The organism is Polynucleobacter sp. MWH-Aus1W21, from assembly GCF_018687275.1.
In the GTDB taxonomy this organism is placed as follows: domain Bacteria; phylum Pseudomonadota; class Gammaproteobacteria; order Burkholderiales; family Burkholderiaceae; genus Polynucleobacter.
The window spans coordinates 2,123,046-2,135,303 of sequence record NZ_CP061287.1 but is presented as its reverse complement, the minus strand read 5'-3'; the positions used below and the strand labels follow the sequence as shown (position 1 = coordinate 2,135,303).

Annotated in this window: 14 protein-coding genes; 7 read left to right on the top strand and 7 right to left on the bottom strand. The window is 45.1% G+C overall.

Features of this window, described 5'->3' with window-relative positions; genetic code table 11:
• The first annotated feature begins 35 nt into the window (after positions 1-35).
• From argS to ICW03_RS11085, 3 genes are read left to right on the top strand one after another with little or no spacing between them, the layout of a single operon-like run.
• Positions 36-1,763 carry an arginine--tRNA ligase gene (gene argS, locus ICW03_RS11095; RefSeq protein ID WP_215348065.1) on the top strand — a complete coding sequence of 576 codons (1,728 nt, stop codon included), beginning with the start codon at positions 36-38 and terminating at the stop codon, positions 1,761-1,763.
• 35 nt (positions 1,764-1,798) lie between these two features.
• The gene (locus ICW03_RS11090) at positions 1,799-2,419 is read left to right on the top strand and encodes an SPOR domain-containing protein (RefSeq protein ID WP_215348064.1); all 621 of its coding nucleotides are present in this window, start codon (positions 1,799-1,801) and stop codon (positions 2,417-2,419) included.
• Complete coding sequence (locus ICW03_RS11085; RefSeq protein ID WP_215348063.1) at positions 2,416-3,063, top strand: thiol:disulfide interchange protein DsbA/DsbL; 648 nt, start codon at positions 2,416-2,418, stop codon at positions 3,061-3,063. The genes ICW03_RS11090 and ICW03_RS11085 overlap by 4 nt, the downstream gene beginning before the upstream one ends.
• 28 nt (positions 3,064-3,091) lie before the next feature.
• On the opposite strand, the gene ICW03_RS11080 is transcribed toward ICW03_RS11085, so the two are convergent.
• Genes ICW03_RS11080 through ICW03_RS11060 form a run of 5 tightly spaced genes read right to left on the bottom strand, consistent with a single transcriptional unit; the run spans position 3,092 to position 7,869 of the window.
• Positions 3,092-3,868, bottom strand: a complete 777-nt coding sequence (locus tag ICW03_RS11080; protein WP_215348062.1) for an SDR family oxidoreductase — start codon at positions 3,866-3,868, stop codon at positions 3,092-3,094.
• Positions 3,865-5,160, bottom strand: coding sequence for a cyclopropane-fatty-acyl-phospholipid synthase family protein (locus tag ICW03_RS11075; RefSeq protein ID WP_215348061.1), 1,296 nt, complete (start codon positions 5,158-5,160; stop codon positions 3,865-3,867). The genes ICW03_RS11080 and ICW03_RS11075 overlap by 4 nt, the downstream gene beginning before the upstream one ends.
• Complete coding sequence (locus tag ICW03_RS11070) at positions 5,157-5,942, bottom strand: DUF1365 domain-containing protein (RefSeq protein WP_215348060.1); 786 nt, start codon at positions 5,940-5,942, stop codon at positions 5,157-5,159. The genes ICW03_RS11075 and ICW03_RS11070 overlap by 4 nt, the downstream gene beginning before the upstream one ends.
• The gene (locus tag ICW03_RS11065; RefSeq protein WP_215348059.1) at positions 5,942-7,318 is read right to left on the bottom strand and encodes an NAD(P)/FAD-dependent oxidoreductase; all 1,377 of its coding nucleotides are present in this window, start codon (positions 7,316-7,318) and stop codon (positions 5,942-5,944) included. The genes ICW03_RS11070 and ICW03_RS11065 overlap by 1 nt, the downstream gene beginning before the upstream one ends.
• Positions 7,315-7,869 carry a glutathione peroxidase gene (locus ICW03_RS11060; RefSeq protein WP_251374512.1) on the bottom strand — a complete coding sequence of 185 codons (555 nt, stop codon included), beginning with the start codon at positions 7,867-7,869 and terminating at the stop codon, positions 7,315-7,317. The genes ICW03_RS11065 and ICW03_RS11060 overlap by 4 nt, the downstream gene beginning before the upstream one ends.
• A gap of 107 nt (positions 7,870-7,976) precedes the next feature.
• Here ICW03_RS11060 and rfaE2 point away from each other — a divergent pair, with 107 nt between their 5' ends.
• Complete coding sequence (rfaE2, locus tag ICW03_RS11055) at positions 7,977-8,465, top strand: D-glycero-beta-D-manno-heptose 1-phosphate adenylyltransferase (protein WP_215348057.1); 489 nt, start codon at positions 7,977-7,979, stop codon at positions 8,463-8,465.
• Here rfaE2 and ICW03_RS11050 read toward each other — a convergent pair.
• Together ICW03_RS11050 and ICW03_RS11045 are read right to left on the bottom strand one after the other, a co-directional pair.
• On the bottom strand, positions 8,462-9,271 hold the full coding sequence (locus ICW03_RS11050) for a type III pantothenate kinase (RefSeq protein ID WP_215348056.1): 810 nt from the start codon (positions 9,269-9,271) through the stop codon (positions 8,462-8,464). The genes rfaE2 and ICW03_RS11050 overlap by 4 nt on opposite strands.
• The gene (locus ICW03_RS11045) at positions 9,268-10,053 is read right to left on the bottom strand and encodes a biotin--[acetyl-CoA-carboxylase] ligase (RefSeq protein ID WP_215348055.1); all 786 of its coding nucleotides are present in this window, start codon (positions 10,051-10,053) and stop codon (positions 9,268-9,270) included. Before ICW03_RS11045 ends, ICW03_RS11050 begins: the two co-directional genes overlap by 4 nt.
• Before the next feature lie 37 nt (positions 10,054-10,090).
• Between ICW03_RS11045 and ICW03_RS11040 the strand changes: the two genes are divergently transcribed.
• Genes ICW03_RS11040 through ICW03_RS11030 form a run of 3 tightly spaced genes read left to right on the top strand, consistent with a single transcriptional unit; the run spans position 10,091 to position 12,249 of the window.
• On the top strand, positions 10,091-11,185 hold the full coding sequence (locus ICW03_RS11040) for a VanZ family protein (RefSeq protein ID WP_215348054.1): 1,095 nt from the start codon (positions 10,091-10,093) through the stop codon (positions 11,183-11,185).
• 16 nt (positions 11,186-11,201) lie between these two features.
• Complete coding sequence (locus tag ICW03_RS11035; protein WP_215348053.1) at positions 11,202-11,510, top strand: ferredoxin; 309 nt, start codon at positions 11,202-11,204, stop codon at positions 11,508-11,510.
• 25 nt (positions 11,511-11,535) lie between these two features.
• A complete protein-coding gene (locus tag ICW03_RS11030; RefSeq protein ID WP_215348052.1) occupies positions 11,536-12,249 on the top strand; it encodes an alpha/beta hydrolase in 714 nt (237 codons plus the stop codon).
• The last annotated feature ends 9 nt before the right edge of the window (positions 12,250-12,258 follow it).

Below are 12,258 nucleotides of genomic sequence, written 5' to 3'. Positions count from 1 at the left end.
TTCGATAGCTTACCACCTGATAAACTCACTTATCTATGTTGTCTACTAATAAAAATCGCTTAATTGAAATGCTGAGTGCTGCCCTGGCGGCCTTGGCTCAGGAACGCGGCCTAGAGACTCCTCTTGCGCCCCGTTTAGAACGCCCTAAGGCCGTTGATCACGGCGACGTCGCATGCAATATTGCCCTTCAGCTTTCCAAGGCTTGGAAGCTCAATCCGCGAGAGCTCGCTCAAGCTTTGGTTGAGCGATTACAGCAACAGAATGGCTTTAGCGAGCTTATTGCTTCCTGCGAAATTGCTGGCCCTGGTTTTATTAATTTCCGTCTGAGTAATGCCGCCAAAACAGCTGTAGTGAAAGAGATACTTTCCTCTGGCGCAAATTTTGGTGAATCCCCTTTGAGTGACGACTCTGCTTCAAGCGCCATGATTGAGTTTGTTTCAGCCAATCCAACGGGCCCATTGCATGTTGGACATGGACGACAGGCAGCACTTGGGGATGCCTTGGCCAATTTATTGGCAACCCAGGGCATTAAAGTTCATCGCGAGTTTTATTACAACGATGCTGGCGTACAGATTGCGAATTTAGCGTTATCAGTTCAGGCTCGTTTACAAGGTTTAAAGCCAGGTGATGCGAAGTGGCCTGAGCAAGCTTATAACGGTGAATATATTGCAGAGATTGCAACAGCTTTTAAAGCTTCACCAGAATATAAGGATGACATTGAGGCGATCCGTCAATTTGCTGTTGCTTATCTACGCAACGAACAAGATATTGACTTGAAAACCTTTGGCGTTAAATTTGATTGCTATTACCTTGAGTCCTCTCTGTATACCGATGGAAGCGTTGCTCAAATCGTTGGTGATTTGCAAAATATAGGCAAGACCTATGAGTCTGAAGGGGCGCTATGGTTGAAGACTACTGATGATGGCGATGATAAAGATCGCGTGATGCGTAAGTCAGATGGCAGCTTTACTTATTTTGTACCAGATGTTGCATATCACACCAGCAAGTGGAACCGTGGCTTTCAGAAGGTGATTAATGTGCAAGGTAGCGATCATCATGGGACGATTGCCCGTGTTCGCTCAGGCTTACAGGGTGTAGCGCAAAAGCGAGGCTGGGATATTCCTAAAACCTATCCTGATTATGTCTTGCATAAGATGGTGACTGTGATGCGTCATGGCGAAGAGGTGAAAATTTCTAAGCGTGCTGGCTCATACGTGACGGTCCGAGATTTAGTTGAGTGGTCCGGTGGCGTTACTTTAGAGATGACCCCAGAAGAGAGAGAGTTGGCATTGCAGCGTGGTCGTGATGCTGTGCGCTTTTTCTTGATCTCGCGTAAAGCAGATACCGAATTTGTTTTTGATATTGATTTAGCCTTGCAGCAAAATGATGAGAATCCAGTGTTCTATGTTCAGTATGCACATGCGCGTATCAGTTCAATCTTGCAGCAATGGGGCGGACAAACAGCGGATTTAGCTGGAGCAGATCTATCGCTATTGCAAAGCAAGGCATCGGATCATTTACTGCGTCGTTTAGCGGAGTATCCAGAAATGCTCACATCTGCTGCGGAAGAGTTAGCTCCTCATACATTAGCTTTTTATCTACGTGATTTGGCAGGCGATTTCCATACTTTCTACAATGCTGATCGCGTATTGGTGGATGATCAGAATTTAAAGTCGGCACGTCTTGCGCTGTTATCTGCAACACGTCAGGTGTTGCAAAATGGCTTAAAAGTACTCGGGGTATCCGCGCCAGCAAAGATGTAATGACGAGGTACGGAGTGTGGATGTAAGATGAGGAAATGATGAAAAGACCAAATCAGCAAACTGGCTTTGTAAACTACCACGTGGATAGCAAAAACACCCAATATGGCGGCACTATCCTTGGCTTTATTTTGGGTTTAGGCGCCGGCCTTGGAATTGCGTTTGTCATTGCCTTTTATCTATCTAAAAATACTCCACAAGAAAGACCGGGCATGCGTGCCCCCAGCCTTCCATTGAGTATTAAGCCCTCTCCCGCCCCCGCTGAAGGTGAGGTTGCTACTCCTGTCGAGCCTGTAGATTTAAATAAGCCGCTTCAAGGTAAATCACCCGCACCTGCATCAGCTGACCCGATTGGTGATTTGGTGAATGGCAAGAAATCTGCCGATAAGCCTGCTGATGTGGCTCCGGCCGCAAAATCAGACTCAATTTATTTTTTGCAAGTGGGCGCATTTAATAAGCGCGCAGATGCGGATGCGCAAAAAGCAAATTTAGCTATTCAGGGAATTCAGGCGCAGCTAAGTGAGGTTACGGCCGATGGTAATACCCTTTGGCGTGTTCGTGTAGGTCCATATAACAGCGTTGAAGACAGCAATCCTGTTCGCGATAAATTGAATGGTATGGGCATTAAACCAACTTTAATTAAATCCAGTAAATCATGATTTCAATTAGCAAAAGAGTAATTACAGTTTTCGCACTTCTTTCTTTGGGCGGCTTTGTTGCTGCTCAAGGGCAAAAAATTGAAGAAGGTTTTGATTACCGCATCTTGCCTATTGCTCAGCCGGTAGATACCAAAGGAAAGGTAGAGGTTATCGAATTCTTTTGGTACGGTTGCCCACATTGTTATGACTTTGAGCCTGAGCTTAGCAGCTGGGTAAAGCGTCAGCCTAAAGATGTTGTTTTCAAAAGAGTGCCCGTAGCTTTCCGCGATGACTTTCTGCCACATAGCCAGTTGTTTTATGCCCTTGAGGCAATGGGCAAAGGTGATGCTCTGAATGAAAAAGTTATGTATGCAATGCACAAAGAAAATAAGCGGCTATTAACTGAGCCTGAGATTGCTGATTGGGTCGCTTCGCAGGGAATAGATCGCAATACATTCTTGGCAACTTATCGCTCTTTTGCGGTGATTTCAAAAGCGCGTGCCGCAAAGCAAATGGCTGAAGCCTATCGAATTGATGGCGTGCCTACTATTGTGATGCAGGGTAAGTATGTGACTTCACCATCTATTGCCGGCACTAAAGCCAAGGCAATCTTAGTCATGGATTATTTAGAAGAAAAAATTCGTAAAAATAAGTACAAGCAATAACTTTGGAAAAGTAGCGCTCTAGCGTTACTTAGATTTTTACGAAGCGGCGCACAACCCAAAAGTAGATTGGGTATGGCAAGATTCTGAGAAACTTTAAAAATCTCGAGAATCGTTTTGGGAAATGAATATCAAACTCCCCTTTTTGAATGCCGGCTAAAATTTCTTTAGCTGCTTCCTCTGCGCTAATTAAGGCTGGCATTTCAAAGTCATTTTGTGCTGTGGCTTCAGTTGCAACGAAGCCTGGCGAGATCATATGCACGCTGACACCGGTTGGTAGTAAGTCGTAATACAAATTCTCGCAAAAATTGATAATTGCTGCTTTGCTGGGGCCATAGGCCAAGGCTTTTGGTAAGCCGCTGTAGCCTGCCACACTACCAACGATAGCAATATGTCCTGAGTGGGCTTTAAGCATCCCAGGAGTCACTAATGCAACAGCCCTCATTGGACCTAAAAGGTTAGCATCAATCGTTTTCTCAGCAATCTTGATATCGAAATTGTCTGCTCTGAGTGGCGTGTATACGCCAGAAACAAAAAGTAAAAGATCAATGCCGCCCCAGGCCGCCAAAATACTTTGATAGCCTTCATAGACTTGTTGATCATTCGTAACATCTAGAGGAATAACGAGGCTTTGATTGGCGTCTCCGCTGAGAGCGATTTGATTTAAACGATCCGCTCTGCGACTAGAGAGTGCTACCTTTGCGCCTTGAGCAAGTAAAGTCTTTGCACAAGCCTCGCCGATGCCGCTAGACGCGCCAATGACCCAGACTCTTTTTCCTGAGAAATGATCTATTCCTGATTGTTTCATGCGCTTAGCGCATCAGAGGATGCTGTTGATGGTTGGTGGCTAAGGGTAAATTGCACTACATCAATATTGCGCTCTGTAAAGCCCGCCGCACAGTACATTAAGTAGAAGTTCCAGAGACGAATAAAGGCCTCGTCAAATCCTAGTTGACGGACTTCCTGGAGTTTTTGATTAAAACTATCCCTCCATAGGCAAAGCGTTTTTGCATAGTCAGAGCCAAAAGCAAATTCTTGCTCGATTCGTAAGCCGGCCTTTGCGGCGCTCGCCTTAAAGCTCTCCCGAGATGGCAACATACCACCTGGAAAGACGTACTGCTGAATAAAGTCAGTATTACGTCGATAGCGCTCAAAAAGATCTTCGGCAATAACAATGGTTTGAATGCAAGCTTTGCCACCAGCTTTTAAGCATTCGGCAATAGTTTCAAAATATTCCGGCCAATGCTTTTCACCGACTGCTTCAAACATTTCTACTGAGGCGATACCATCAAATTTTTCTTGGCAGTCCCGATAGTCTTGCAGTCGCACCTCAAATGAAGGTGAACTTGCAATTTCATTTTGTACTGCTAGAAGACGTTTTTCGGCAAAAGCTTTCTGTTCTGTAGATAAAGTGAGGCCTGTGATTGCTCTATTAGTGCGCAGTGATTCTTCCATTACTCCACCCCAACCACATCCAATTTCTAAGACATGATCTCCAGGTTTTGTTTTAAGGGAGTCTAAAATTCGCCTAATTTTTGCGCGTTGGGCATCAACTAACCCTTGCTTATCACCCTCGGAGAACCAGGCGCTGGAGTAGCTCATAGTGGGGTCGAGCCACAAGGTATAGAAAGCATTACCTAGATCGTAATGAGCATGAATGTTTTTGCGACTACCTGTTTTGCTGTTATCTCTTAACCAGTGTTTCAGGCGGTAAAAAATAGATCCATACCAATTACCGTAGATGGCTTTTTCTAAGATAGTTCGATTGCGAATGGCTAGCTCAAGTAATGCCTTGAGATCGGGCGTGTTCCACTTGCCTTGAATATAGCTCTCTGCAAAACCAATATCTCCATGAGACATGATTTCTTTAAATACCGACCATTCCAGAATATGAATTTCAGCATGTAATTGATCGCTGCGATTACCAAATTCTTTCTTATCTCCATCCGGCAGGATCAATTTCAAGTAGCCGCTGCTAAGCTGGGTCAAGAGCGTTAAAAGTGCCTTGGCGCTAATTTGATGCTTATGTGAAGAGCTAGCTCGCTCTTGGGGGCGAGAAAAATTCAGTCTCGAGAGAAGGGATTGTCCTGGGCGATTCATCTGCTAACTTCAAGTTCTGGTGGTTTGGGCTTTGAATGAAAGGGTACACCTTTTATCCATAATTTCAATGCTTGCCAATGAATACGGAAAATTACACCCAAACTCATCAAAGGGTAGCGGAGCATTGCCGAAATGATATTAGCTCGACTTAGTGGGCGGCTAGTGCCGCTAATGCTCGTGTTGATGAGGGGCAGGCCATCCTCATGGAGTTCAATGCGATAAACACTGTTTTTGCCGCTACTACTGTCTTGTGGAAACAAGAAGCGGAAATGGTATTCGCCTCTTACTTCACAAAATGGAGAGACATGAAACACTTTTTTGCTAGTAAGTGTTTCGCCTGAGTGCAGCTCTTCGCCCGAATCTTTGTGCAGTAAGTAGCAATGACGTTCACCAAAAGTATTATTTACCTCAGCAAGCACTGCCTGTACTTTGCCATTGGCTCGGGTGCAGATCCAGAAGCTGACTGGGTTAAAGACGTATCCCAATACCCTTGGAAAGGTTTGTAACCAGATTTCTCCATCAATATTGAAGACTTGGTTGTCTGCAAGAATTTTTTCAATCCAAGCAAGGCTATTCGTTTCCCCTAGGCCATGGTCCTTATCAAAAAAAGCGCATAACCCCCAGCGGTTATCGCTAAGGCCGTTATCTTCGAGCAAATTTGTATTGGCCTTACGGGCGCGCATGGGGATTAAGACGGTGAACACTCCATAGCCAAACGCATTTCTAGCTGGCCGAATGCGCTGGTGCTTAACTACCCCAAAGTTGATCTTTGCTTGCGCCATTAACTATCTTGTTTGACCTTAATAGGTTGACGAATGCTTTCAATGAGTGCTTCTGCAACTAGTTCACCCGAGCGCAAGCCATCCTCATGAAAACCAAAGCCCGTCCAAGCGCCGCAATACCAAATGGATGATGAACCCTGAATCAAGGGTAGTTCTTTCTGTGCCTGTATTGCGCTCATATCAAAAACAGGGTGCGAATAGTGAATTTCTTGATGCACTAGTTTTGGATCTGGCTCTTCAGAAGGGTTTAGGCTAACAATAATTTGCACGTCTTTAAGTTGCCCTGGAAGCGGTTGCAGGCGATTGATTAAATAGTTCACGCTGACGTGTTGCCTTACATTTGGTTGGTCACCAGATTTAGCAGTGTAGTTCCATGCAGCCCAACAACGTTTTGCCTCGGGCAAGAAGTGGGGATCTGTATGCAAGATAGCGCGATTCTTTTGATAAGGGATGGCCGCCAAAATATTTCTAGCTTGCTGATCAATGCCGTGAACTAGATCTAGTGTTTGATCGCTGTGACAAGCCATAATGACTTCGTCAAAATAGGCCGATCCGGCCTGACTAATAACCTCGACTTGACCGTTATCGTGACCTGCATTAACTCTGAGAACACACTCACGCTTAATGGTTACACCATGTTTTTCTATTGCAGCAACAATTCGCTTTACGTACTCGCGCGAACCGCCTTTGATAGTCAACCATTGTGGGCGATTTTGGATCTGTAAAAGACCATGGTTATGACAAAAGCGCACCATGGTTTGAATTGGGAACTCAAGCATTTGCTCGACTGAGCATGACCAGATTGCGCCAATCATCGGCAAGAAATAATTTTCTTTAAAACTTTGGCTGAAACGGTGACGTTTTAAAAAATCAGCAATTTTTTCATCTGGTTCTTTATATTGATGGCCCGCATCAATTTGCTCTTGTGCTAACTGGGTGGCTAAACGGTTAAAGCGTAGGATGTCATAAGCCATACGCCAAAAAGAGAGGGACAGAAGGTTGGAGCGCTGACCGAAAAAAGAGTTGATGTCGTTGCCTGCCCATTCAATCTTTTTATTCGATCCTGACTTCATAGAGGCATCAATAGAGACAGAAAAAGACATCTCTGAAGGGGCTACGGGAGCTTGAATTTCCTCAAATAGTCTAACTAGGCGAGGATATGTTTTGCGATTGAAAACTAGAAAGCCAGTATCAACACCATGGGTTACTTTGTCCCCGTTGATGTTGTAAGTGAAATCTACTGTATTGCTATGACCGCCTATATGATCACCAGCTTCATATAAGGTAATTTCAAATTCAGAGTGTTGTCTTAGGGCGTATGCGCAACCTAATCCAGAAATACCTGCGCCAATGATGGCAATTCGTTTTTGACTCACTGGGCCTTTTCTCCTAAAAGCTTTTCAATTTGACTGGTGATACTACTACTGGTTGGTTTGGTCATGCTTCCGAAAGAGTCAATCACATTACCATTGCGATCTATCAAGTACTTATAAAAGTTCCATTTAGGTGTTGTGCCAGTTTTAGCAATCAACGTCTTAAATAAAGGGTTAGGGTTGCTGCCCGAGACTACGCTTTTAGCAAACATTGGGAATTTCACGTCATAGGTATTCTTGCAGAAATCGGCAATATCTTTATTGCTACCCGGCTCTTGTTGCCCAAAATCATTAGAAGGAAAACCAAGCACTACAAAACCTTGGTCTTTATATTTGGCGTAAATCTTTTCAAGACCCTCATATTGACTGGTAAAACCGCAGAAGCTAGCTGTATTCACTACCAAAACAACTTTGCCTTGATATTGGCAAAGGTTCTGTGGCGCCTCATCCTGTAAACGGGGGAAGGTATGAGAGAGGAGTGGGCTGCAGCTGCTTGCGGCATTGGCAATTTGCAGTCCGGATAGGAGGGCGCATAAGCCAAAGAGCCAATTCATTAGATTGCGGTACATATTGCGCCTTTAAATTTCACTAGGTAGAGACCAAGTCTAAGACATTCTGGTTAATATCGCTGGCATTACAAAATTGCCATTAATATTGAGTTATGAGCAAGTTACTACCACCCTCTTTTGAAGCCAAAGTTTGTCCACCGGATGAGCTTGCGGTTCGCTTAGCAGGCCTACCAAGGCCACTAGTATTTACTAATGGGGTCTTTGATATCCTGCATCGCGGACATGCCAGTTATTTGGCTCAGGCACGTGCTTTAGGCGCTAGTTTGGTAGTGGGTGTAAATTCTGATGCTTCGGTCAAGATGCTGGGCAAAGGCGATGACAGGCCTATTAATACAGAGGCTGATCGTCAGGCTTTGTTGGCTGCGCTGGAAAGTGTTGATATGGCTGTGTTGTTTACCGAACAAACCCCAGTCAACTTAATTGAAAAAATTCGTCCTGATATTTATGTCAAGGGCGGAGATTATGAAATCGACACCTTAGCAGAGACGCATCTTGTAAAGAGTTGGGGCGGTAGGGCAGTTGCCATACCGTTTTTGTATGAGCGCTCCACCACCAGTCTATTGGGCAAGATTCGCTCTTAAAGATTTTGTAGTAGCCACGCCCAAACGCCGCGAAGTACTAAGCCCTCAGTTTGTTCAATCGGCCAATTCTGCAAATCAGATTTTTTTATTTGAGCAAGAAGAACTTTTGCATTGCCACCATCAAGCCAAATTCTTTCAACAGGATGATTTAATTTTTTTGCCTGCAGTAATGCGTAGTGAATAGCGCCAATCTGTGCTGCATCACATCCGCCAATAATGGCTTCATTAGTTGTAGTTCCAAATTCTTGTTGAGAGTCTTCGCGAACTGCTAAAGGGAGTTGTGCAGTTTTGCTCTGCAGACTTTCTTGCATCAGCCCAAGGCCAGGCAAGATCCACCCGCCGTAATGCACGCCATTAGATCCGAGCAAGTCAATCGTAGTGGCGGTGCCGGCATTCACAACTAGGGTGTTATTGGTGGATAAGGCACGTGCACCAATGAGGGCGGCCCAGCGATCAGCACCGAGCTTGCTAGCATCTTGATAAAGGCTGCGCATCCCCGAGAATGTGCTGTCACCTTTTAATTGCTGCCAATTCAAATCACTCCATTGTGGAAATAATGACTTGAGATTAGAGATGGCCTCTTCCCCGGCTACACAGCTAAAGCCAATAGCATCGGGCTTTGGAAGTGTCTTTGCAATATAGTCGGCTAATTCCTTGCGATGCTCTGCTGACTGCAAAGACTTACTACTAATAGAGCCCGAGTAAGACCACAACTTCTTTTGTTGAGCGCTTGGATTTTGATTCGATTCCACAGCCGCCCATTTGAGGCGTGTATTGCCAACATCAAAGAATAAATAAAGGCTCATGATTGAATCCGTAATGAAACATCACCCGCATGAATGGCGATCGTTTTGTTTTCTTGTTGCAATAGTAATGCTCCGGATTCATCAACACCTTTTGTAATGCCGTATATGGCATCTTTACCGGCGCCTGAAATGCAAACAGCTTGCTCTCGATATGCATCCCACTTAATCCATGACTCCATGCATGGTTTAAATCCATGTAGATCGAATTCTGTGAGATGTTGCTCAAGCGAGGCAATTAATTTCAACCAAAGGTATTCGATATCCGGTAGCGAGTCTGTAATCTGGCTAAGAGAGCTTGCTCTGAATCCATTGTCTAAACTAGCCTCAATTTTTTCTGCATTACGTAAGTTGATACCAATCCCAATAATCATCCAGGTTGAAGCACCGGCTTTTGCTTGACCACCTTCAATCAGAATGCCAGCAAGTTTGGCGTTATTAAGTAACAAATCGTTTGGCCACTTTAAGCGAAGACCTAATTCGTGAAGTTTTGATTCGCTGAGGTCGCATGCTTGTGCAATCCCGGATATGACAGCTAGTCCAACTAGCAAACTTAAACCACTCAGTTCTGCAGGGGTTCTTTGAAACGGAAAGGCTAAGGAGAAGCAAAGAGAATCTTCCGGATTGGCTAGCCATGAACGACCCGCCCTTCCTTTGCCTGCAGTTTGTTTGTGAGCAATACGCGCTACAGGATCGATTAATTCTCCGGCACGCCAGCGCTCCAAAAGATCATCATTGGTTGATCTGGTCTCGTTAACACGCTCAAGTATGCAATTTGCAGTCATTCTGCCATTGTAGAAAGGTCTGACCTAGAATTGTGGGATGGATCAAAAAGATCAACGACCTCGGAAATTGGTATGGCCTTTGCAGGCTATGCCATTGGCTAGGGCTATGAGCCTAAGTTACGCGCTCCTGATTGTCTATGTGACTCTTAATCCCTTTGATTTTGATTTCCACAATGGAATATCTCCCTGGGCCTGGTTGGATGCCCCCTTACCTTGTTTTATTACTTTGTTTGATGTGGCAGTCAATATTCTTGCCTATATCCCTTTTGGGTTCTTAGTGATGTTTGCTACTTACCCTCGTTGGCGTAATTTTGTAGCCCTTGCTATCGCCATAGCTTTAAGTGCTGCGCTTGCCTTGGGCGTAGAAACTTTGCAGTCCTGGCTACCTACGCGTATTCCCAGCCAGATGGATTGGTGGGCCAATGTATTAGGGGGTTTATTGGGCGGGTTATTAGCCATTCCACTAGGCCCGCAGTGGCTCTCTGGTAGCGCTATTCGCCGTCGTTTTGACCAATGGTTTGGCTTAAATTGGGCTGCATGCGCATTGTTTTTATTGTTTCCGTGGTCGCAGATTTATCCACAAAGCTCTTGGTTGGGGACGGGTGTTTGGGGGCACGCCATATTTGGCTCGGTAGATTGGGGCACTTTGGTGATTAATCATGTTGCTCAGGAGATGGTAATTACATCGCTATGTTGGCTCGGCATTGCCTTATTGCTGTCGCTAGGGTTGCGGGCTAAGGCGCCTCAGTGGCGCATCCTCAACGGACTGCTTGGTTTGACAGTGCTCATCAAGATTTTGTTTACTGCACTTCAGTTTGGCGCTGAGTTTAGTTTAAATTGGCTCACTGCAGGAGCCCTCTGGGGCATGGTTCTGGGTAGCATCCTATTGCGATGGGCACTAAAGTTGGAGCCAGAGCTTAAATTTTGGCTAGCGCTGACCTGTTTAGTGGGCACCACAATAGCGGTCAATGTATTGCCTGACAATCCCTATTTCATTCTGACGCTGCGACATTGGCATCAGGGGCGCTTATTGCACTTTAATGAGCTCATGCAGTGGGTTTCAGTAGTATGGTTACCTCTAGCGCTAATTTGGATGCTTCGCGGTGCTAGGGAATTTAAATCGAAACATTGATGAATATAATTTTTCTATGAGTTTTTCACACCACCTATTTTTTTGCTTAAATCAACGCAGTAATGGCGAAGACTGCTGTGATCAGCACAATGCTTTTGCGCTATTTGATTACGCCAAAAAAAGAGTTAAAGAACTTGGACTTGCAGGCCCAGGAAAGATTCGTGTTAACAAGGCAGGATGCTTAGATCGCTGCGCTGATGGTCCTGTCATGGTCGTTTATCCACAAGGTGTTTGGTACACCATGGTTGATGTAGATGATGTTGAAGAAATTATCCAATCACATTTAGTTGCAGGTCGCCCAGTTGAGCGCTTGCAGTTGGCTTAGTGATTTAAATGATTGAAAGTGTTTTATGAATAGCCGTACAAAAGTAATTCATATTGAAGGTATTGTTGGATCAATGGAGATGTCGATTGACCTTCCGGATGAATTAAAAAACGATCCTAATTTTGCAGTCCGCGGCCTAGCGCTCGTTGCTCATCCACATCCTCTAATGGGTGGAACAATGGATAACAAAGTTGCGCAAACTATGGCGCGTGCATTTAACCAATTGGGTTATGTCAGTGTGCGCCCAAACTTTCGTGGCGTGGGCGGAACTGAAGGTGTACATGATGATGGCGTTGGTGAACTAGAAGATTTACTGCATGTAACTGACTGGATGCGTGCCCCATCGAGCTGGGGTGATTTTGAAGCGACTGCAAATCAAGCTTGGGTGGCGAACGCAAATACTTTGCCATTAGTTGTTTCTGGCTTCTCTTTTGGGAGCTTTGTTGGCAGTCATTTAGTGCAAAGGCTTTCGGAGCTAGGGCGCCCGGCCGAACGCCTTGTGATGGTAGGTAGCGCTGCTGGTAAGTGGACGCTGGCTCAGGTTCCTGCGGATACGATATTAATTCACGGCGAATTGGATGAAACGATCCCGTTAATTGATGTTTTGGATTGGGCGCGTCCACAAGAATTAACGGTGCAGGTAGTTCCTGGCGCCGATCATTTTTTCCACCGTCGCTTACATTGCATTCGTAACATCATTACAGGTGCTTGGCTGGGCATGCCAGATCACCGCAAATAATTACAAATC

Excerpts from the sequence above, each read along its gene's own strand:
- argS (WP_215348065.1), top strand. The coding sequence starts at position 36 with ATGTTGTCTACTAATAAAAATCGCTTAATTGAAATGCTGAGTGCTGCC.
- ICW03_RS11090 (WP_215348064.1), top strand. The coding sequence starts at position 1,799 with ATGATGAAAAGACCAAATCAGCAAACTGGCTTTGTAAACTACCACGTG.
- ICW03_RS11085 (WP_215348063.1), top strand. The coding sequence starts at position 2,416 with ATGATTTCAATTAGCAAAAGAGTAATTACAGTTTTCGCACTTCTTTCT.
- ICW03_RS11080 (WP_215348062.1), bottom strand. The coding sequence starts at position 3,868 with ATGAAACAATCAGGAATAGATCATTTCTCAGGAAAAAGAGTCTGGGTC.
- ICW03_RS11075 (WP_215348061.1), bottom strand. The coding sequence starts at position 5,160 with ATGAATCGCCCAGGACAATCCCTTCTCTCGAGACTGAATTTTTCTCGC.
- ICW03_RS11070 (WP_215348060.1), bottom strand. The coding sequence starts at position 5,942 with ATGGCGCAAGCAAAGATCAACTTTGGGGTAGTTAAGCACCAGCGCATT.
- ICW03_RS11060 (WP_251374512.1), bottom strand. The coding sequence starts at position 7,869 with ATGAATTGGCTCTTTGGCTTATGCGCCCTCCTATCCGGACTGCAAATT.
- rfaE2 (WP_215348057.1), top strand. The coding sequence starts at position 7,977 with ATGAGCAAGTTACTACCACCCTCTTTTGAAGCCAAAGTTTGTCCACCG.
- ICW03_RS11050 (WP_215348056.1), bottom strand. The coding sequence starts at position 9,271 with ATGAGCCTTTATTTATTCTTTGATGTTGGCAATACACGCCTCAAATGG.
- ICW03_RS11045 (WP_215348055.1), bottom strand. The coding sequence starts at position 10,053 with ATGACTGCAAATTGCATACTTGAGCGTGTTAACGAGACCAGATCAACC.
- ICW03_RS11040 (WP_215348054.1), top strand. The coding sequence starts at position 10,091 with ATGGATCAAAAAGATCAACGACCTCGGAAATTGGTATGGCCTTTGCAG.
- ICW03_RS11035 (WP_215348053.1), top strand. The coding sequence starts at position 11,202 with ATGAGTTTTTCACACCACCTATTTTTTTGCTTAAATCAACGCAGTAAT.
- ICW03_RS11030 (WP_215348052.1), top strand. The coding sequence starts at position 11,536 with ATGAATAGCCGTACAAAAGTAATTCATATTGAAGGTATTGTTGGATCA.